At 74.8% G+C, this 19,497-nt stretch carries 17 protein-coding genes and 1 riboswitch; of the genes, 3 read left to right on the top strand and 14 right to left on the bottom strand.

Annotated elements, in window-relative coordinates; translation table 11 throughout:
* Positions 1-67 precede the first annotated feature (67 nt).
* The 4 genes from LG396_RS16010 to LG396_RS15995 all read right to left on the bottom strand — a co-directional run bounded on the left by LG396_RS16010 (position 68) and on the right by LG396_RS15995 (position 3,347).
* Entirely contained in the window at positions 68-967 is a 900-nt protein-coding gene (locus tag LG396_RS16010) for an aggregation-promoting factor C-terminal-like domain-containing protein (protein ID WP_225795291.1), read from the bottom strand.
* Between the two features lie 6 nt (positions 968-973).
* Positions 974-1,148: riboswitch (cyclic di-AMP (ydaO/yuaA leader) on the bottom strand.
* 103 nt (positions 1,149-1,251) lie between these two features.
* The gene (locus LG396_RS16005) at positions 1,252-1,905 is read right to left on the bottom strand and encodes a hypothetical protein (RefSeq protein ID WP_225795290.1); all 654 of its coding nucleotides are present in this window, start codon (positions 1,903-1,905) and stop codon (positions 1,252-1,254) included.
* 332 nt (positions 1,906-2,237) lie between these two features.
* Positions 2,238-2,486, bottom strand: a complete 249-nt coding sequence (locus tag LG396_RS16000) for a DUF397 domain-containing protein (protein WP_027746483.1) — start codon at positions 2,484-2,486, stop codon at positions 2,238-2,240.
* A complete protein-coding gene (locus LG396_RS15995; RefSeq protein ID WP_018836682.1) occupies positions 2,487-3,347 on the bottom strand; it encodes a Sco1979 family transcriptional regulator in 861 nt (286 codons plus the stop codon).
* Positions 3,348-3,581: 234 nt separating this feature from the next.
* Here LG396_RS15995 and LG396_RS15990 point away from each other — a divergent pair, with 234 nt between their 5' ends.
* Both LG396_RS15990 and LG396_RS15985 read left to right on the top strand, forming a co-directional pair.
* Positions 3,582-4,094 carry an ATP-binding protein gene (locus tag LG396_RS15990; RefSeq protein ID WP_225795289.1) on the top strand — a complete coding sequence of 171 codons (513 nt, stop codon included), beginning with the start codon at positions 3,582-3,584 and terminating at the stop codon, positions 4,092-4,094.
* Positions 4,091-4,516 carry a hypothetical protein gene (locus LG396_RS15985; protein ID WP_018836680.1) on the top strand — a complete coding sequence of 142 codons (426 nt, stop codon included), beginning with the start codon at positions 4,091-4,093 and terminating at the stop codon, positions 4,514-4,516. Before LG396_RS15990 ends, LG396_RS15985 begins: the two co-directional genes overlap by 4 nt.
* Before the next feature lie 163 nt (positions 4,517-4,679).
* Here LG396_RS15985 and LG396_RS15980 read toward each other — a convergent pair whose 3' ends face one another.
* The 8 genes from LG396_RS15980 to LG396_RS15945 form a co-directional block, all read right to left on the bottom strand.
* Positions 4,680-5,654 (bottom strand): sugar phosphate isomerase/epimerase family protein, encoded by a 975-nt coding sequence (locus LG396_RS15980; RefSeq protein WP_225795288.1) that lies wholly within the window; start codon positions 5,652-5,654, stop codon positions 4,680-4,682.
* Positions 5,655-5,745: 91 nt separating this feature from the next.
* Entirely contained in the window at positions 5,746-7,845 is a 2,100-nt protein-coding gene (locus LG396_RS15975) for a PQQ-dependent sugar dehydrogenase (RefSeq protein WP_225795287.1), read from the bottom strand.
* A gap of 330 nt (positions 7,846-8,175) precedes the next feature.
* Positions 8,176-9,261, bottom strand: a complete 1,086-nt coding sequence (locus tag LG396_RS15970; RefSeq protein WP_018836677.1) for a mechanosensitive ion channel family protein — start codon at positions 9,259-9,261, stop codon at positions 8,176-8,178.
* Between the two features lie 412 nt (positions 9,262-9,673).
* Complete coding sequence (locus LG396_RS15965; RefSeq protein ID WP_225795388.1) at positions 9,674-10,312, bottom strand: LuxR C-terminal-related transcriptional regulator; 639 nt, start codon at positions 10,310-10,312, stop codon at positions 9,674-9,676.
* Positions 10,309-12,057 (bottom strand): sensor histidine kinase, encoded by a 1,749-nt coding sequence (locus tag LG396_RS15960; protein WP_225795286.1) that lies wholly within the window; start codon positions 12,055-12,057, stop codon positions 10,309-10,311. Before LG396_RS15960 ends, LG396_RS15965 begins: the two co-directional genes overlap by 4 nt.
* A gap of 263 nt (positions 12,058-12,320) precedes the next feature.
* Complete coding sequence (locus LG396_RS15955) at positions 12,321-12,812, bottom strand: transglycosylase SLT domain-containing protein (RefSeq protein ID WP_018836674.1); 492 nt, start codon at positions 12,810-12,812, stop codon at positions 12,321-12,323.
* A 327-nt stretch (positions 12,813-13,139) separates the two neighbouring features.
* Positions 13,140-14,297, bottom strand: a complete 1,158-nt coding sequence (locus tag LG396_RS15950; protein WP_225795285.1) for a winged helix DNA-binding domain-containing protein — start codon at positions 14,295-14,297, stop codon at positions 13,140-13,142.
* 110 nt (positions 14,298-14,407) lie between these two features.
* Positions 14,408-15,301: a universal stress protein gene (locus LG396_RS15945; RefSeq protein ID WP_078523957.1), complete on the bottom strand. Its 894-nt coding sequence runs from the start codon at positions 15,299-15,301 to the stop codon at positions 14,408-14,410.
* 422 nt (positions 15,302-15,723) lie between these two features.
* Here LG396_RS15945 and LG396_RS15940 point away from each other — a divergent pair, with 422 nt between their 5' ends.
* On the top strand, positions 15,724-16,800 hold the full coding sequence (locus LG396_RS15940) for a S1 family peptidase (RefSeq protein ID WP_037742097.1): 1,077 nt from the start codon (positions 15,724-15,726) through the stop codon (positions 16,798-16,800).
* Between the two features lie 103 nt (positions 16,801-16,903).
* Here LG396_RS15940 and LG396_RS15935 read toward each other — a convergent pair whose 3' ends face one another.
* Both LG396_RS15935 and LG396_RS15930 read right to left on the bottom strand, forming a co-directional pair.
* Positions 16,904-17,701 carry a diacylglycerol/lipid kinase family protein gene (locus tag LG396_RS15935; RefSeq protein WP_225795284.1) on the bottom strand — a complete coding sequence of 266 codons (798 nt, stop codon included), beginning with the start codon at positions 17,699-17,701 and terminating at the stop codon, positions 16,904-16,906.
* A gap of 111 nt (positions 17,702-17,812) precedes the next feature.
* Entirely contained in the window at positions 17,813-19,420 is a 1,608-nt protein-coding gene (locus tag LG396_RS15930) for an FAD-binding oxidoreductase (protein ID WP_225795283.1), read from the bottom strand.
* Between the last annotated feature and the right edge of the window lie 77 nt (positions 19,421-19,497).

The raw sequence follows: 19,497 nt of genomic DNA, 5'->3' as shown, positions 1-19,497 counted from the left end.
GCCCCGCCGCGCGGACGGATCCGTGCGGCGGGGCGGGAGACTCACGCGGGCGCGGGGGCCCGGGGAATCAGTACCAGTTGTTGGCCTGCCAGAAGTCCCAGGCGCCACACGGGCTGCCGTAGCGGTCGTTCATGTAGTCCAGGCCCCACTTGAGCTGGGTGACCGGGTTGGTGCGCCAGTCGTCGCCGGCCGAGGCCATCTTGTCGCCCGGCAGCGCCTGCATCAGGCCGTACGCGCCCGAGCTGGGGTTGGTCGCGGTGTGGTCCCAGCCGCTCTCCCGCTCCACGATGTTGGAGAAGCAGGTGAACTGGTCCGCGGGCACGATCTCCCGCGCCGCGGCCTGGATGCCGGACTCGGTGGTCGGGACGCTCGCCTGCGACGCCTCGGTGGCGCCGCCGGAGCCGCCGGAACTCCCGGAGGACGACGAGCCGTTCGGGTCGATCGACTGGGAGACCTTGCCGCCCTCGGTGTCGACGCGCAGCTCGGTGCCGACCTTCAGCGCGGCCGGGTTGTCGCCGATGGCCTTCTCGTTGTCGACGTACACGCGCTGCCAGCCGCCCGGCACGTCGTACTCCGAGGCGATCTCGGCCAGCGTCTCGCCGGCGCCGACGGTGTGCTCGACGTAGCGCTGCTGCTTCTTCTCGGCCTTGGCGGCGGTCTGGTCGGCCTCGGCGGGCTTGCTCGCCGCCTTCTCGCCGCCCAGGTCCAACTCCTGGCCCGGAAGGATCAGGTGGGGGTTGTCGCCGACGGCTTCCTTGTTGGCCTCGTACAGCTGCTGCCAGTCGGGGCCGAAGCCGTTGTCCTCGGCGATCTCCGAGAGGGTGTCGCCCTTCTCGACCGTATAGGCGTGCGCGGCGGTCGCCGCGATTCCGCCGGCGACGGGCAGGGCTATGCCCACCCCCGCAGCGGCGGCATAGCGGCGGGTGGAGCGCGACTTGGGCGCGCGCCGGGTGCCGGTTCCGGCCATGGTGGCTCGCTCTTTCTCCGACGCCTGCGAAGTGAGCTGTCGGGTTCGGGCTGGAGTTGCCCGGCCGCGTCGTGCTGTGCGGCTTCACCCCGAGTCGGGGAGTCCGGTGCGGTCCTGCCACCGTGCTCCGCCCGACGGAGAAGTGGTTCCCCCGCTCCTGCCCGAACGGCGGTGGGGACGACGGTTCCGGGCTCCGACGGGCAGGATTCGGCGTACCGGAGCGCGGTGCTCGCGTCTGCGAACGCCTCGGACACTAGGAGATCGAACGGCAGATCACAAGAGGATCACGAGGATCGACGCGTACTCTGACGCTCCGTGGTGACGCGCGCACGCGTGGGGCGGCTGGGGCGGATGTGACGTTCGGCACCCGATCCGCGGTGCAGCGCGTCCAACAGCGGCTGCCCGGCCGGTACGACGAGACCGCGCACCCCGCGCTGCGCGGCGCCGGCGAGCGCGGCCCGCCAGGCGTCGGGACCGGCGGGCGCGGCCGCCGGCGTCCAACGCCCGCCGCCCGGCTCCTCGTACCCGGGGCCGGCGGGCGCGAGCCGGCGGAAGGCGGGCACCGCGGGGGCGACGGCGACGAGTTCGGCGCACCGCCGGGAGCCGGCGGCGAGTGCGAGGCGGCCGCCGCTGAGCAGCACGACGGTGGCCAGCGTGCGGGCCAGCAGCGCGGCCTGCGGCACGCTGTCGGGCAGGCCGACGACGAGTTGCGCCCGGCTCGTCGCGGCGGCCACGGAGGCGGCGAGTGCCAGCACGTCGTGCGCCGGGTCGGGGCCGCCGTCCAGCCACAGCGCGTCGGCGCCGGCGGAGTCGTACGCCGCGCACTCCGCGAGCCAGGCGCCGGGCTCCTCCAGCAGCCTGGGGAGCAGCACCCCGACGCGGACCGCCCGCGCGCCGGCCCCGGCGGCGCCGGGGGACGGGAGTGGAGATGCGCTCATCGCGGGCCTCCCCGAGTGGCTGATGAGGGCCATCGGGGGCATACCGTACGCCGATACGTCGCGGAAGGCAGCGCTGCGTACACCCACGGTTCATGATTTCTGGAATTTCATGTGCCCTGCCGCCGGGCGGAGTTGCGCGCCCGGCCCCCGCCAACGCCGAGGGAGGGGACCCCCCCGGGGTGTCCCCTCCCTCACTGTGCTCCCGGCCGGCGGCCCGCGTCAGTGCCTGCGGGCCACACCCCCGATCGCCGGGATGGGCTCGCCGTCCGGGAGGGACGGCGAGTGGACCTGGGGGCGCCGCAGTCGGTGCGCGGGCACGGCGCCGGGCGCGGTCACGCCGGGCTCCGCGAGAGCAGGAAGTCGGCTTCGCCCGCCTTGGCGCCCTCGATGAACGCGTCCATCTCACCGGGGGTGTAGATGAGGGCGGGACCGTCGGGGTGGGCCGAGTGCCGTACCGCTATCCGGCCGTCCTTGAGCCTCATGGCCTCGACGCAGTTGCCGCCGTTGCCGCCGCTCCACGGCTTGTGCCAGCCCTCGGTGCCGAGGTCCGCGGCCGGCATGCCGTTGTAAATGCGTTCCATTCACAGCTCCTTGCGGAAGTCCCGGAGGACGTCCTTCGTGCGTTTCGCCGTCGCCGCCTGGGCCGCCATGTGGTCCAGGGCGGCGAGGTGTGTGGCCACCTCGTGCCGGCCGTCGAGGTAGACGGCGCCGGTGAGGTACTCCATGTAGATCATGTCCGGCAGCTCGGGCATGGCGAACCGGAAGAGGACGAAGGGGCTGTACGTGCCCGGGTGGTGCCCGGTGCGGAACTCCGCCATCTGGAGTGTGACGTTGGGCAGGGAGGCGAGGTCGAGGAGCTTGTCGATCTGCGCGCGCATCACCGCCCCGTCGCCCACCGGGCGGCGCAGTACCGTTTCGTCGACGACGGCCCAGAACCGCGGCGCGTGCTCGCGGGTGAGCAGCTCCTGGCGCTCCATGCGCAGCGCGACGTGCCGCTCGATCTCGGCGGGCGTGACGCGGCCGAGGGAGCCGACCTTCAGCACGTGCCGCGCGTAGTCCTCGGTCTGCATCAGGCCGGGCACGAAGTGCGGCTCGTACGACCTGATGAGCGACGCGGCGCCCTCCAGGCTCACGTACATGCTGAACCAGTCGGGCAGGATGTCGTGGAAGCGCTGCCACCAGCCGGGCTGGTTGGCCTCCTCGGTCAGCGCGACGAAGGAGTCGATCTCCTCCCGGTCGATGCCGTACGCCTGGAGCAGGACCTGCACGTACGGGATCTTCAGCGCGACTTCGGCGGTCTCCATCCGGCGCACGGTGGCCGGGGCGACGCGCAGGGTCCTGGCGGCTTCCTCACGCTTGAGCCCGGCCCGCTCGCGCAGCTCCTGGAGCCGCTTCCCGAGCACGACCTGCCCCACGGTCGGCGCGGACCGCGGTTCGCTCACGCCATACCTCCCTGTCGGACTGCCTCAAGCAGTGTGCCACGCCCAGAGCTTGACGGACACAGTGCAACCGCAACTCTGAAAAATTCACAGTGCGGGTTGCCAAGTGGTCGCGGCGGGGCCATAGTTTGAGATGTGAGCCAGTCCACACAGCCGCATCGCACGGGGGTCGTGACACGGGACCCCGGCTTGCCGGGGGTCCGTTCGGGGGCGGATGCGTCGCGGTGCGGTTTCGAGGTGCCAGGTCGGGCGGACGCCGTCACGGTGGCCCGCCGGCTGGCCCGCGAGCAGCTGCACCGCTGGGGGGTGGAGGGCGAGGTCGGCGACAGCGCCACCCTCGTCCTCTCGGAGCTGGTGACCAACGCACTGCTGCACACGGGGAGTCGGCGCATAGGGTGCGAGCTGCACTGCAGCGCCGACCGCCTGCGGCTGGCCGTCACCGACCAGGGTGCCGAGCCGGGAAGCCTGCGGGTGCAGCGGTCGTCCGCGGACGAGCAGGGTCGGGGGCTCCTGCTCGTCACCGCGGTGAGCAGCAGCTGGGGGGCGTACGACGCCCGGCCAGGACCGGGCCTGGTGGTCTGGGCGGAGCTGCTGCGGGAGGCGTCGGAGGCCGGGGGAGCCGCCGCCCCGCGCACGCTGTCCGGCCGCTCCGGGGCTGCTCGTTCCGCGTTCGGCGGTCCCGGGTCCGGTGCTTCCGGGTCCGGCGGTCCGGGGTCCGGCCGTGCGGCCGGCGAGCGAGCCGCCGGATGATGCGCACCGAGCCCGCGGGCCGGCTCCGGCTGGCCGTGCCGGGCGCGGGCGCCGCGCCGCTCGGCTGCGACGCGGTGGGCGTGCCGGAGCGTATCGGGTACGACGTCATGGCCCGACTGCCCCGCGTCGGCTGTGTCTTCGCCGACGGCAGCCGCTGGTGGTGGATCGTGCCGGCCGGCTCCGACCTCGGCCTGCAGTGGCCGCGCGGCGTCGACTACGCCCCGGGCGCCGCCGTCTCCGGCCCGGCCCCCGGTACGGGCGGGGCGATGGCCGTACCCCGGCTGGTGCACCGGCCGGCGGACGGCGTTCCGTACACGCCGCCGATCCCGCTGTACCTGCTGGTCTGCCGGCGCACCGGCGTCGCGCCCGCCTGGTCCTGCGACGTCGCCCGGGCGGCCGCGGGCCGCAGCGACGCCGCCTGAACACCCGCGACGGACCGGTCGGCGGGCACCTCCTTGTTTCGGTTGCGGGGGAGGAGCCCGCGGCCGGCCCGCCGCGGGAATGCAACGACCGCGGGACCTGCGCCGCCGGCAACGGCGGCGCAGGTCCCGTGGTCTGCTGCCTGCGCGTGTGCGGTGACCGGGGTCAGCAGCCCGGGCGGCGGCGCAGCGCGCGTATCGCGCCGTAACTCTCCTCGGCCGCCCAGATCGAGCCCTGCGGCTCCTGCGGAGCGCGGTCCTGCTCCCACAGGTACAGCGGCACCCCCGGCGCGCGAAGCCCGCTGAAGAACCGGCGGAAGTCCAGCTCGCCCTGGCCGAAGACGACGTCGCGGTACTGGTTCGTCTGCGCCGGGTCCTGCACGCCGTCCTTGACGTGGAAGGCGATGTAGCGCTGCGGGGCGGCGTTGACGTAGTCCAGCGGGTCGAACTCGCCGAGCTGGTCGCGGAAGCGGATCGAGGCGCCGAACGCCCACAGGATGTCCAGCTCCAGGAACACGTACCGCGGGTCGGTGCCCTTCAGGAACACGTCGTGGCGCCGCTCGCCGGGCCGGTCGGAGACGGGGCCGAACTCGTTGGTGTGGTTGTGCTGGTAGACCTTCAGGCCGTAGCTGCGGGCGACCTCGCCGGATTCGTTGAAGCGGTCGGCGCCGGCCTGGATCTCGGCGGCGGTACGGCCGGGGAAGTCGCTGGCCGTGCCGACGTACTCCATGCCGAGCGTTACCGCGTTCTCGAACTCCCGCTCCCGGGTGTCCGCGTTGAGCAGCACGTCGAGCCCGAGGTGGGAGCCGCCGGCCCGCAGGCCGTTGGCGTCGAGCAGCTGGCGCAGCTTGGGTACGGTCATGTCGGGCTCGGCCGGCGAGGTGTAGCCGGCGAACTCGACGTACTTGTAGCCGAGGTCGGCCAGCTCCCCCAGCACCGGCGTGAAGCCGCGCTGCTGGATCTGGTCGCGGACGCTGTAGAGCTGGAGGCCGATGCGGCCGCGGGGGACCAGGGTGCCGCGGCCGCGGGCGGCGGCGGGGGCCGCGAGGGCCCCGGCGCCCGCGGCGATCGCGGCGGTGCCGGCCGCGGTGCCGGCGGCGGCCCGGAGGAATCCACGGCGGTGCAGGCTGGGCTTGCTCATGTCGAGTCTCTCCTGCGAAGTTCGGGTGTGGACGGGGTGGGAACCGCGGGGCGGCGTACGCGCGCACGCCACCCCGCGTCGTACCGGAACGTCAGCCGACGGCCTTCATGACGGCCCGGTCGCTGCCGGTCAGTCCGCCCCCGTCGGTGTACTCGGCGACGAACACGCCGGTGACGTTGCCCTCGGAGGGGTCGTGGCCCGCGACGGGCTCGGTCTGGATCGTGCCGCTGCAGCCCGCGGTGGTGCTCTGCGGGTGGCCGTGGGCGTCATGGCCCACGATGTAGTGGACCTGGACCTTGCTGCAGTCCACCTCGGCCTCGTCGGTCACCGTGACCTCGAACTGCACCGCGTCGCCGAAGTGGAAGTCCTGGCCGTCGACGGGCTTGACGAGGGTCACGACCGGGGCCTGGTTGCCCACGGTGACGTCGATGTCCTTGTACGCCGCCCGGCCCCTGCTGTCGGTGACCTTCAGGGCCGCCTTGTGGGTGCCGTCCTCCTCGTACGTGTACGAGGGGCTGACGTCGGTGGAGTCGGTCCTGCCGTCACCGTCGAAGTCCCAGGCATAGCGCACCTGGTCACCGTCCGGGTCCGTGGTGCCCTCCGCGGAGAACTCGACGGTCAGGGGCGCGAGGCCCTTGACCGGCGCGGCCGCCAGCTCGGGCTTCGGCGCGTGGTTGCCGGTGCGGCCGATGTAGTCGATCCGGGAGAGCTGCGCGTCCGGGTTCTCCGAGAAGTAGCCGTCGCCGTACTCCAGGACGTAGAGGGCGCCGTCCGGGCCGAACTCCAGGTCCATGGGGTTGTCGACGGGCGGCTTCCCGACCCCCTGGGCGACCGGGTTGATCGCTTCCACGGCGCCGGAGCGGTCGAGCCTGAACTCCTTGATGTAGTCCCGGCCCCACTCGGCGAACAGCGGCGTCCCGTCGTAGTACCGCGGCCAGGCCACGGCCCGGTTGCGCACCTCGGTCGACCGCTCGTACTCGTACGCCGGACCGGCCATCGGGGCGATGCCGCCGGTGCCCAGGCCCGGGAACTCGGCGGACTGGCCGTAGGAGTACCAGACCTCCGGCTGCTCCACCTCGGGCAGCTCGGTGCGGCCGGTGTTGTGCGGCGAGGTGTTCACCGGCTCGGCGCAGTCGAAGGGCTCACCGGAGGTCCCGGTGGCGAAGTCGTGGTCGTTGTACGGCATCTTCGCGGTGGCGCAGTACGGCCAGCCGTAGTTGGCCGGCTCGTCGAGCACCAGCCACTTGCCCTGCCCGGCGGGGCCGCGGGAGTCGCTGGCGGCGCGGGCGTCGGGGGAGTAGTCGGCCACGTAGACGTCGTCGGTCTGCGGGTCGATCTCCATCCGGTACGGGTTGCGCAGGCCCATGGCGTAGATCTCCGGCCGGGTCTTCTCCGTCCCCGGCTTGAAGAGGTTGCCCCTGGGTATCGCGTACGAGCCGTCGCCGCGGACCTTGATGCGCAGCACCTTGCCGCGCAGGTCGTTGGTGTTCCCGGAGGTCCGCTGGGCGTCGAACGCCGGGTTGCGCCCGTCCCGTTCGTCGATCGGCGTGAAGCCGTCCGACTCGAACGGGTTGGTGTCGTCACCGGTGGTCAGGTACAGGTTGTCGTTCGAGTCGAAGGCGATGTCGCCGCCGACGTGGCAGCAGATGCCGCGGTCGACCGGGACCTGGAGGATCTTCTGCTCGGTGGCGAGGTCGAGGGTGTCGCCCTTGAGCTTGTACCGGGAGAGCTGCAGGTAGCCCTTGTAGCGGTCCCAGTCCTCCTGCGTGCCCTCGAAGGGCGCGTCGCCCTCGTTGACGGGCGTGTCGGGGTCGTCGACCGGGGTGTCCAGCGGGGGCGAGTAGTAGAGGTAGACCCACTTGTTCTTGCGGAAGTCGGGGTCGATGGCGACGTTCTGCAGGCCCTCCTCGTCGTGCTGGTACACGTCGAGTTCCGCGGCCAGCTTGTTCACGCCGCTGTCCGGGTCGTTGAGCCAGACCTTGCCGGCGCGGGTCACGTGCAGGACCCGCTTGTCCGGCAGGACGGCGAGGTCGAGCGGCTCGCCCGGGCGGTCGTTGAGTGTGATCTTCTCGAAGGCGGAGTCAGGCGGCGGCTGCTCGGCGGCGTCCGGCGCCGCCGCGGTCGCGCCGGGCGCGACCAGCAGCGCGGCGCTTACCGCGCCGGCGGCGAACAGGGCCAGTCTTCGTAGCATTTCCCCTCCCAGGGGCTGGACGACAAGGCGGCTGGACACGCTCCTGGGTGGTCGGCCCGTTCGCGCCGTCCTTGATCGGCCCGCGCGCTGCGGCTCGTGCGCGGCTTCAGGTCCCCCCGCCGGTCACGTCCCGACATGTGACGGCGGCCGGTTGGAGATTAGACCTCTTTCGACGCAACGCCAATGCCTACGACCAGAATCGGCGCCACTTTGTCTTTGAAAAGAGCAAACTAGGGCTCGAGTGCGGACGGTTCGGCCCCGCCGGGCGGGGAGGGATCACCGGGCGGGGCCGTACGGAGGCAGGGGTGGCGGCGCCGCGGACGCCGCGGTTCAGCCGAGGGTCTTGCCCGCGGCGGGGACGTCCGACGCCCCGCGCTGGCGCGGCAGCAGCGCCGGGGCGTCCTGGTGGTGCAGGACGACGTTGCGGACCGGGTGGGCGATCTCGATGCCCTCTTCCCGGTAGCGCAGTTGCAGCCGCTTGATGAACTCGTGCTTGATCCGGAACTGGTCGCTGAACTCGACGGCGCGCAGGACCACGGAGAAGCCGGCGCGGGAGTCGCCGAAGGTGTGGAAGCGGACGACCGGGTCGTGCTCCGGCACGCCGCCCTCGACCGCCGCCATGACCTCCTGCGCCACCTCGACCGTCACCCGCTCGACCAGGTCGAGGTCGCTGGAGAGCGCCACGCCCGCCTGGACGACGATGGACAACTCCTGCTCGGGGCGGTGGTAGTTCGTCATGATGGTGCTGGCGAGCTGGTCGTTGGGGATGACGACGAGGTTGTCCGACTGGGTGCGGATCACGGTGTTGCGCCAGTTGATGTCGGTGACGTAGCCCTCCTCGCCGCTGCTGAGCCGGATGTAGTCGCCGACCTGCACCGTCTTGGACGCCAGGATGTGCACCCCGGCGAAGAGGTTGGCGAGCGTGTCCTGCAGCGCCAGCGCGACCGCCAGGCCGCCGACGCCGAGCGCGGTGAGCAGCGGGGCGATGGAGATGCCCAGGGTCTCCAGCAGGATCAGCAGCCCGATGGCCAGCACGGCGATGCGCGTGATGTTCACCAGGATCGTGGCCGAGCCCACGCCCTGCGAGCGGACCCCCATGAGCTGCGCGACGACGCGGGCGGCGGCGACGGTGACCGTCAGGATGAGCACCGCCACCACGATCTGGTCCACGGTGTGCTCGACCGGGCGCTTCAGCGGCAGCGAGGCGGCGGCGATCGACACGCCGCCGGCCAGCGCGCCCCAGGGGGCCATCGTGCGCAGGGCGCCGACGAGGATGTCGTCGCCGGCCCAGCTCGTCCGCGTCGCGCCCTTGCCCAGCCAGCCCAGCAGCACGCGCAGCAGCAGGCCGGCGCCGATGCCGCCGAGGATCGCGCAGCCGGCGACGACCAGATCGTGCAGAGTGAGGGCTCGGTTCACCTTGATACCTGTCTTCGTTCGGGAACGGGTGCACGTCCGGACGCCTGTGCGATCCGGCGTGCCCGCCATCCTGCCGTATCCGGTGGGGGAGTTGGCCCCGCGGCCGGAGGAAGCGGACGGTCCTGTCCCGGTTGCGGCCGCGCGGGGGTGCCGCGTTGCGGAGGCGGAAGTTCAGGGTCAGCCCTGAGGCCGGGTCCCCGGCGCGCGGCTACGGTGGTCCGCACCGGCTCCGCTCCGCGGCGGGCGCGCGGGGATGCGCGGGGGACGACGGGGGCGCGCGTGGGGGATCGCCGCGGAGCGGCGGCCGGCACCGCGGCCTGTGCGCGGCGCTGCGGCGCGGGCGTACGCGGCCGGGTGCGCCGCCGGTCCGGGGCTGCCGCCGCGGGGGTGCGGCCTGCCCCGGCGGGGGCGTTCAGCCGCGCAGATAGGTCAGGACGGCGAGCACCCGGCGGTGCCCCGCGACGTCCGCGTCCAGGTCCAGCTTGGTGAAGATGTTCCGCACGTGCGTCTCGACGGTCTTGCCGCCGATCACCAGGTCCCGTGCGATGGCCTCGTTGGACCGCCCCTCCGCCATCAGCGCCAGGACGTCCCGCTCCCGGGCCGTCAGCCCGGCCAGCGGCCCGGCCGCGCGCGGCGACCGCATGAGGTGCGTGACCACCCGCGGGTCCACGACGCTCTGGCCGGCGGCCACCCGGCGCAGCGCGCCGGCCAGTTCGTCCGCGTCGGCGACCCGCTCCTTCAGCAGATAGCCGAAGCCCCGCGGGTCCTCGGTGAGCGCGCGCACGACCGCGCCGGTCTCGACGTACTGCGACAGCAGCAGCACCCCCGTGCCCGGGTGCCGGGAGCGGATCGCCGCCGCGGCCCGCAGCCCCTCGTCGGTGTGCGTCGGCGGCATCCGGATGTCGAGCAGCACGGCGTCCGGGCGGTGCCGCTCGACCAGGGCGAGCAGCGGGTCCGCGTCGCCGCACTGCGCGGGGACCGCGATGCCCGCGTCCCCCAGCAGCCGCACGATGCCCTCGCGCAGGATGGCGGAGTCCTCGGCGACGATCACTCGCACGGCAGCTCCGCGACCACGCGCGTGCCTCCGCCCGGCGGGCTGTGCACCGTGAGCACCCCGCCCACCGCCGAGACCCGGTCGGCCAGCCCGCGCAGCCCGCCGCCGAGGTGGTCGTGCCGGGCGCCGCCGACGCCGTCGTCCACGGCCTCCACGACCAGCCGGCCGTCGCGGTGGCGGGCGCTGACGCTGACGGCCCGGGCGCGGGCGTGCTTGGCGGAGTTCGCCAGCGCCTCGCTGACCGTGAAGTACGCGGTGGCCTCGACGTGCGGCGCGAAGCGCCGGTCCTCCGCGGCCACCACCACCGGCAGCTCCGCCCGCCCGGCCAGCTCCCGCAGCGCGGAGGCCAGGCCCTCGCGGGTCAGCACCGCCGGGTGGATGCCGTGCGCGAGGCCGCGCAGCTCCTCGACGGCCAGCCGCAGGCTCCGCTCCACCTCGCCGACGGACCGGCGCAGCTCCTCGTCGGGGTGGTCGGCCAGGCCCTTCTCCACCCGGCGCAGCGTCATCAGCGCGAAGACCAGCCGCGCCTGCGCCCCGTCGTGCAGGTCCCGCTCCAGCCGCCGGCGCTCGCTGTCCGCGGCCTCGACGACGCGGGCGCCCGCCGCCCGGGCCTCGGCCTGGAGCCAGACGTTCTCCAGCGCGAGCCGCAGCGCGGCCACCGCGGAGCGCAGCAGTTCCTCGTCCTCCGCCACCGCCGGGTCGTGGCGCAGCAGCGCCAGCGGGGCGCCGCCGGCCGCGTCGATCCGGGTGCTGCCCGCCGCCGCCTCCTCGACGGGCTCGCCCGCGGCGTCCACGTACGCGCGGGCCTCCGGCCGCCACACCCCGAGCCGCAGCCCCGGGTCGCCGAGCACCGGCACCAGCGCCTCGCGCAGCCGGCCCGGGTCCGGGTCGCCGCCGACCTCCATCACCAGCCCGCCGACCTCCGCGCGCTGCAGCCGCATGCGCAGCAGCCCGACGAGGAAGGCGAGCGGCACCGCGGTCTGGGCCACGTCCGAGAACACGCCCACGGCGCCCTCGACCGGCTCGCCGGCGGGCACGAGCACCACGAGCACGTCCCACAGCAGGAAGGACGTGGCGACGACGACCGCGAGCCAGGCGGGCAGCAGCGCGCGGCGGCGGGCGACGGAGGCGCGCCGCCAGCGCCGTACGACCGCGGCCACCACGGCGAGCGAGACGGCCCAGCCGATGGCGCGGTAGCCGGCGTCGAAGGTGGGGAAGAGGTCGCCGAGCGAGGCGGTGAAGAGCGGGTTCGGGCCGCAGTCGCGGCAGGCGAGGTAGGAGCCGCCGGGGTGGGCCGCAGGGTCGAAGGCCAGGGTCCGCAGCAGGCCGCCGGTGGCCACCAGGCCGTAGCCGAGGAGCACCAGGCGGCGGGCCGCGGGGGAGTCGGTGCGGCCGTCGGGGTAGGCGAGGACGAGGTGGGCGAGGACGGCGATGTTCAGGCCCTCCCACCAGGCGCCGACGGCGAAGAGCGCCGGGACGGTGGTGCCCTGCAGGTTGCCGAGGAACCAGGTGACGCCCACGGCGGTCATGAGCGCCCCGGTCGCGTTGGCGGGGCGCCGCCACCAGGCGGCCAGCCCGGCGCCCGCGTAGGCCCAGCCGACGGCGAGGTCGCGCAGGAGGTCGGCGCCGGTGGCGCCGGTCCCGGCGTACGCCCACGCGCCGACGCCGCCGGAGACGACGGCGACCACGGCGGCCGCCACCGTCCAGCAGCGCATCACCTGCGTGGGTTCCCTGTTGTGCACGGGCCAACGCTAAGCCATGCGGAGGGGTGGATGCCGCCGCGAGACGGCCGGGCGCCGGCCGCTGCGGGCCTTCTGACCTGGGGCGGGAACCCGGCGAAGACGGGGCGGACTAACGGAGGGGTGAATTCCGGTCGCGGGTGTGACGGGCGCACGGCAGGCCGGGACCCCGTCGTCCGGCGGGGGGAGAGAGAGTGCCGGACGGCGGGGTCCCGGGGCTCACGTGCGCGCGGGGAAGGCCGCGAGGGGGACGGAGCGCGGCGGGCTCAGTAGGCGCCGAAGACGTTGTCGATCGTGCCGTACCTGTCGGCGGCGTAGTTGCACGCGGCGACGATGTTGGCGACCGGGTCGGTGATGTTCGTCGAGGTGCCGGCCACGTGGTAGGCGGCGAACGTGGGCGGGATCACCTGGAGCAGGCCCTGCGAGGGGACGCCGTTGACGGCGTTGATGTCCCAGTTGTTGATGGCGTGCGGGTTGCCGCTGGACTCCCGCAGGATGTTGCGGTGGATCCCGTCGTACGTGCCGGGGATGCCGTTGCGCTCCATGACGACGAGCGCCTCGTTGATCCACTCGTCCAGGGTCGTGCCGACCGTCGCGGGCGCGGCGACGGGGGCCGCGGGGGCGGCGCTGCGCGGTTCGGCGGCGGCCTGCGGGGCTATCGCGACGGTGAGGGCTACGGCCGCGGCGGCCCAGCCGCCTGCGGCCAGCAGTCGTCGACGGGCGGGGAGCGCGGGGCGCTGAATGGCGGAAGCAGACATGTGAGCGGTTCTCATTTCCGTGTGCCGGAGGGGGACGGCCGCCGGAGTCGGCAAAACCGAGCGACTCGGGAAGTTTTAACGGACATAAACCGGGAATGCACGCACCCCAGTTACTACCGCGCATAGTGCGACAAGCCGCCGGGGCCGCCCCTCCGCTGGGGCGTCCAAGCCTCCCCGCGCCGGGGGCGACGTACGACCGCGCTTCGTATGTGACGCAGCCCATGTGCCCGAGGTCACAAGTGGAAACAGACTTCTACTGACAAAACGGACATTGCTTGTCCTTTACCTGTCCGCACCCTCGGTGAAGGGGGTGCCCGGAGCGGCGCATCAGCCGGTCAGCTCCTTGCTCATGGGCGCCGGGAAGCTGACCACGAGCCCCTCGGCCGCGAGCCAGCCCTCCAGCCGCTCCGCCTCCTCCGCGACGGCCCGCCGGGCCTCGGCCCCGCGGTCCGCCAGCAGCCGGTGCACGACGGCGCCGTCACGGCGCTGCGCCCAGGCCCCGACGATCTCGCCCCGCCACCAGACGGTGGGCCCGGCGTTCCCGGCGCTGTCGAAGAGCCGGGTGCGGTGGGCCGGGTCCGTGTACCAGTCGCGGTCGCGCCAGCCCATCGTGGCCGGGTCGAGGCCGGGCAGCAGCGCCGCCCACGGGCCCGGGTCCGGGTCCTCAACGAGATCGTCCGGCAGTACGTACCCGACGCCCCCGTCGAGCGCCACCTCCGCCGCCGCCAGCTCCGCCAGCGCGGCGCGGACCTGGCCCAGCGGCAGCCCGGTCCACCACTTGACGTCCGCGAGCGTGCCCGGGCCGAACGCCGCCAGCCAGCGCCGCACCAGCTCCGCGCGCGCCCGCGCCGGCTCCACCGGCGCCACCGGCGGTGCCACCGCGAAGCGGAACTGCCCCGACGTCCAGCCGCCGAGCGGCCTGGTGCGCCGGATCCGGCCCTCCATGCCCAGCACCCGCATGACCCCGCTGCCGGCCCGGTGGCGCGACTCGTACGACTTCCCCGGATAGAGGGTGTACGTCACCCCCAGCTCCGGCACCGCCGCCGTGACCTCGGCCGCGCTCGCCTCGCCCAGCTCCGCGAGCGCGGCCAGCGCGCGGTCCTGCGCGGCGGCCAGCCATGCGTCGTCGTACTGCGGCCCGGCGGTGGCGAGCTGCTTCAGCAGCAGCGCGCGCTCGCGCGCGGCGACGGTCTCGGCGACGGCGAAGCGGAACACGGGCACGAGGTCCGTGGGCACCACCCACAGCGTGCGCCGCATGGCGTGCATCCGCTGCAGCGACACCTCTTCATACAGTGCACGGTCCAGCGCGGCGAGCGACGGCTCGCGCAGCCGGGCACGCGCGGACAGCGCGACGGTCGGCGAGTCGGTCGCGTGCAGCCCCGCGAGCGCCTCGGCGACCTCCTCGGGCCGGGTGCCGCGGGCGGAGCCGACGAGCAGCTGCCGCCGTGCGAGCCGGGCGCGGCGGTGCGCGGTAGTGATCACCATGCCGCCACCCTACGAAGGGGGTCGGACACGGGGGGACCGCTCTGGCCACTCCAGGGTCTGTCGTTTGGGTCCAGCCGCCGCGAGCCCGGCGAAGATCCAAACGGCAGAGCCTAGTTCTCCCTGATCACCGCGACGGGGCACGGTGCCAGGTGCAGCACCCCGTGGCTGACCGGGCCCAGCTGTATACCCGTCGCCCCCGCGCCCGCCGTCGCGTCCACGAGCGGGGTGCGGCGGGCGCCGAGGACCACCAGGTCCGCCCCGGCGGCCGCGGCCAGCAGCGTGTCGCGCGGCAGGCCCTCCGGCGACTGCCGCTCCAGCGGGACGTCCGGGTGCCGCTCCACCGCCGCGCGCACCGCGCGGCCCAGCGCCCACTCGGCCTCCCGCATCCGCGGGTCCGGCGCCCCGCCCAGGGTGTGCGCGTGCGTCGCCACGCCCCGCTCCGGCGAGCGCCAGGAGTGCACCGCCGTCACCGCGCAGCCGCGGGCCTGCGCCGCCCGGAACGCGAAGTCCACCGCCGCCGGCTCCGCCCCGTCGTTCCCGGTGCCGAGGACGACCCGGCCGAACTCGCCGCGCCGCGCCGCCTCTTCGCCCCGTACCACCACCACCGGGCAGGCCGCCCGCGCCGCCACCGTCAGCGCCACGGAGCCCAGCGGCAGCGCGTCGTGCCCGCCGCGGCCCCGGTCGCCGACGACCAGCACCGTGCCCTTGTCCGCCTCGCGCAGCAGCGCCGGCACCGGGTCGCCGGAGAGCAGCTCCGCCTCGACGGCCACTCCCCGCGCCTGCGCGCGGGCGCGCTCGCCCGCGGTCGCGAGGACGTGCTCCGCCACGCTCCGGCCCCGCGGCCGGTCGGCGGTGAACTCCGGCCACGTGCGCTCGTACGGCTCCCACAGCGGCGCGTACACGATCCGCAGCTCCGCGCCGTGCCGCACCGCCTCGGCCGCCGCCCAGTCGAGCGCCGCGAGGCTCGCGTCCGAGCCGTCCACCCCTGCCACCAGCTTTCTCATGACCCCGAGGCTTGCACACCGCGCCCGGCGCGGGCGAGGGGGCGCACCCGGCGGTACGGGTCGGGGCGCGCCGGTCGGGCGCCGTCTCCCGCCGTCGCCGCCGGGGCTCCGGAGTCCGCGGGGGAGCACGGTGCGGACCGCGCGCCCTGTGTGCGCCCGGCAACGGCGCCTGTGCCGGGGCCCGTCGGAGCCTCCCGCGGGCGTCCCCGGGGATGAGCACTTGGACGCGTTCTGTTGCCCCGGCCTCAAGTGATCTGGCACACAAGGGGCGTGGCCTTGTGTGCTACTCACGGGTTAGTCATACTCGGCGAGTTGTCTGGCAGTGATAAATCCGTTCGCTGCTTGGCATGCGCATGTCCAACTAAATCCTCCAGAGTCCACCCGTCACCGGGCGGATCCAACCCCCCATAGGAGGCAGCACGTTGAGGTATCGAGCCATATCCAAGAGCCGGTACGCCATCGCGGGCGTCGGCGCTGCCGCGCTGATCGCCGGCAGTCTGACGCTCGCCACCGCCAACGCCACCCCGAGTGAGCCCGTCGCCGACACGCTGTCGTCGACCGCGGCGAGCGAACTCGCCGGCACCCTCGTCCAGGACCTCAAGGGCGGGGCCGCAGGGGCGTACTACGACGCCCAGGCGAAGGAACTCGTCGTCAACGTCGTGAACGACGAGGCAGCCGAGCAGGCAGAGGCGGCCGGCGCGCGGGCCCGTACCGTCGACAACACCACGAAGGAGCTCAGGGCCGCGAAGGCGGACCTCACCCAGGGCGCCACCGCCGGCACGTCGCGCGCACTCGACCCGGTCACCAACCAGGTCGTCGTCACCGCCGACAGCACGGTCAAGGGCGCCGCACTGGCCCAGCTGAAGAAGGAGGTCGCGGCGCAGGACGGCAAGGCCGTGCTCAAGCGCAGCGAGGGCACGTTCAAGCCGTACATCTCCGGCGGCGACGCCATCTACACCGGCGGCTCCCGCTGCTCGCTCGGCTTCAACGTGACCAAGGGCGGGGAGCCGTACTTCCTGACCGCCGGTCACTGCGTCGAGCTCGGCGGCAGCTCCTGGTCGGAGACCTCGGGCGGGCCCGTCATCGGCGAGGCCGAGGGCGCGACCTTCCCGGGCAACGACCGCGCGCTGGTCAAGTACACGGCGGACGTCGAGCACCCGAGCGAGGTCAACACCTACGACGGCAGCGCCCAGGAGATCACCGGCGCGCGTGAGGCCACGGTCGGCGAGACCGTGCAGCGCAGCGGCAGCACCACGCAGCTCCACGACGGCACCGTCGTCGCGCTCGACGTGTCGGTGACGTACCCGGAGGGCACGGTCGACGGTCTGATCCAGACCGACGTCTGCGCCGAGCCCGGCGACAGCGGCGGCTCGCTCTTCGCGGGCAGTGACGCGCTCGGCCTGACCTCGGGCGGCAGCGGTGACTGCACCAACGGCGGCGAGACGTTCTTCGAGCCGGTGGTCGCGGCCCTCGACGAGTACGGGGCCACCATCCCGTAACCGGAGCGGTCCACGCACCGGAGCACCGCGCAGCACGCACGACGCATGACGCACGACGTACGACCCGGGCCCCCGGCACCGCACGGTGCCGGGGGCCCGGCCGTCACCGCAGCACCCGCAGCGCCGCCGGCAGCACGTGCGCGGTCAGCGGCAGGGCGGGCGCGGGGATGCCGTCGAGCGTGTACGGCAGCGGGCGGTCGGCCTCGACCAGCACGCTCTGCCCGCGCAGCGGCTCGCCGCGCGGCCGCGTCCGCCGCCCCGGGCCGCCGCCGAGCACGGCGACGTCCAGCGCGCCGTCGTCGAGCCGGATCCCGGGAGCGGCGGCGGAGGGCGCCGGAGCGCCGGGGCAGGGGGCGTTGGCGACGACGGCGGTGTGGCCGCGCAACTCGTACGGCGTGCCGTCCACCGTGATCCGGAAGAGCGCCGAGCGCCGCGCGGCCAGCGTGCGGCCGGGCGCCGTGCGGGCCGCGCCGGCGCCGATCCACACCGCGCCGAGAGCCACGTCCGGGGGCCGCTCGGCGCCCTCGACCCGCAGCACGTCCACCGGCCGCGGCTCGCCGCGCAGCAGCAGCTCCGCCAGCTCCTCGGACCCCCGCGGCAGCCCCAGCGCCCGCGCGACGGCGTTGCGCCCGACCGCCCCGGGCACCAGCCCGCACACCGCGTCGGTCCCCGCGAGCGCCCCGGCCACGGTCCCGGCCATCCCGTCGCCGCCGACCGCGAGCAAGGTACGGCCCGACTCGGCGGCGCGCCGGGCGAGTTCGGCGGCGTGCCCGAACCCGCGGCTGTACTCCGCCTCGACCTGCGCCCCCGCGCCCCGCAGCGCCCGGGCGAGCGGAATGAGCGCCGCCGCCCCGGCGGCCCGGCCGGCGGCGGGATTGACGATGGCGGTGAAGCGGCGCATGGCGGCCTCCGGTTCTGGGGTGCGTACAACGGTCAGGAGGTCACCCGGGGTCCGGGGGAGGGCGGCGCAACGTGGCGCCCCCGGGGCGGGCCCGGGGGCCCGGCGCCCCGCTCACTCGTCCGCCCGCGGCAGCAGCACCCCCGGGTTGAGGATGCCCGCCGGGTCCAGCGTCGACTTGACCGCCCGCAGCGCCGCCACGCCCAGCGGGCCGATCTCCCGGGCGTACCACGGGCGGTGGTCGGTGCCCACGCCGTGGTGGTGCGTGATCGTGCCGCCGCACTCCAGGATCGCGTCGCTCGCCGCCCGCTTGGCGCGCTCCCACGCACCCAGCGGGTCGTCGCCGCGGGCGCCGACCACCGTGAAGTACAGCGACGCGCCCGTCTCGTACACGTGCGAGATGTGGCACATCACCAGTGGCGGCGTCCCGGCCGCCGTCAGCGTCTCCGTCAGCGCCCCGCGCACCGCCTCGTACAGCCGGGGCAGCGCCGGCCAGAAGCCCGCGGTCTCCAGCGTCTCCGCGAAGGCACCGGCGTCCAGCAGGGCGTCGCGCAGGTACGGGGCCCGGTAGCGGCCCTCGGCCCAGGCCGCGCCCGGCTCCTCGCCCAGCAGCTCCCCGCCCGCCGCCCGCAGGGCGACCCGTGCACCGGCGCGGCGGTCCGCCGCCTCGCCCGCCGCGCCCTCGTAGCCGGTGACGACGAGGCACCCGCCGGACCGGGCCCCGCCCGCCGCGCCGATGTCCTCGGGGCGGGCCAGGCCCACCATCGTCTCGGTCTCGTCGGACAGCCGCAGCACCGTCGGCAGCGGCCCGTCCTGCGCCAGCGCGCGCAGCGCCGCCGCGCCCTGCTCGAAGGAGCCGAACCGCCAGCCCTCGTACGCCCGCACCTGCGGCAGCGGCCGCACCCGTACGGTCACCGAGGTGATCACCCCGAACGCGCCCTCGGACCCCAGCACCAGCTGCCGCAGATCCGGCCCCGCCGCCGAGCGCGGCGCCCGGCCCAGCCGCATCGGGCCCGCCGGCGTCGCCACCGTCAGGCCGACGACCATCTCGTCGAACCGCCCGTAGCCCGCGGACGCCTGCCCGCTGCCGCGCGTCGCGGCGAAGCCGCCGATCGTCGCCCACTCGAACGACTGGGGGAAGTGCCCGAGGGTGAACCCCCGCTCGCCGAGCAGCCGTTCGGCCTCCGGCGCGCGCAGCCCGGCGTCGAGGTCCGCGGTGCGGGCGACCTCGTCGAGCGCCGTCAGCCGGTCCAGGCGCCGCAGGTCGAGGGCCACCACACCGGAGAAGCCGCTTCCGTCCGCGTACGGCGCGAGGCCGCCCGTCACCGACGTGCCGCCGCCGAACGGCACCACCGCCACCCGCCGCTCGGCGCAGGCCCGCAGCACCGCCAGCACCTCGTCGTGTCCGCCCGGCAGCACCACCGCGTCAGGCGCGTCCGCGACCTCGCCGGCGCGGATGCGCAGCAGGTCGGGCGTGGACTTGCCGCGGGTGTGCCGCACCCGGCTCGCCGCGTCGGTGCGCACGTGCTCCGCGCCGCCCGCCGCCCGCGCGAGCGCGTCGAGGACGTCCGCGCCGAGCCGCGGCGCCGGCACGCCGAGGTCCGCGAGGGCCGCCGGCGGCGTGTCCGCCGGGCGCACCCCCAGCAGGTCGCGCAGCAGGTCGCGGACGCCGTCGGGGAGCGGCGCCGCCTGCGCGGGGTCGCCCCACCCGTTCCACCGCATGTCCAACGCGAACCTCCCGTACGGGTGCACCCCGGCCGGAGGGGTTTCCTCCGCCGCCATCCTCGTTACACTGTGAC

The organism is Streptomyces aculeolatus, from assembly GCF_020400605.1.
GTDB lineage: Bacteria > Actinomycetota > Actinomycetes > Streptomycetales > Streptomycetaceae > Streptomyces > Streptomyces aculeolatus.
This window is presented reverse-complemented; position numbering and strand designations above follow the sequence as displayed.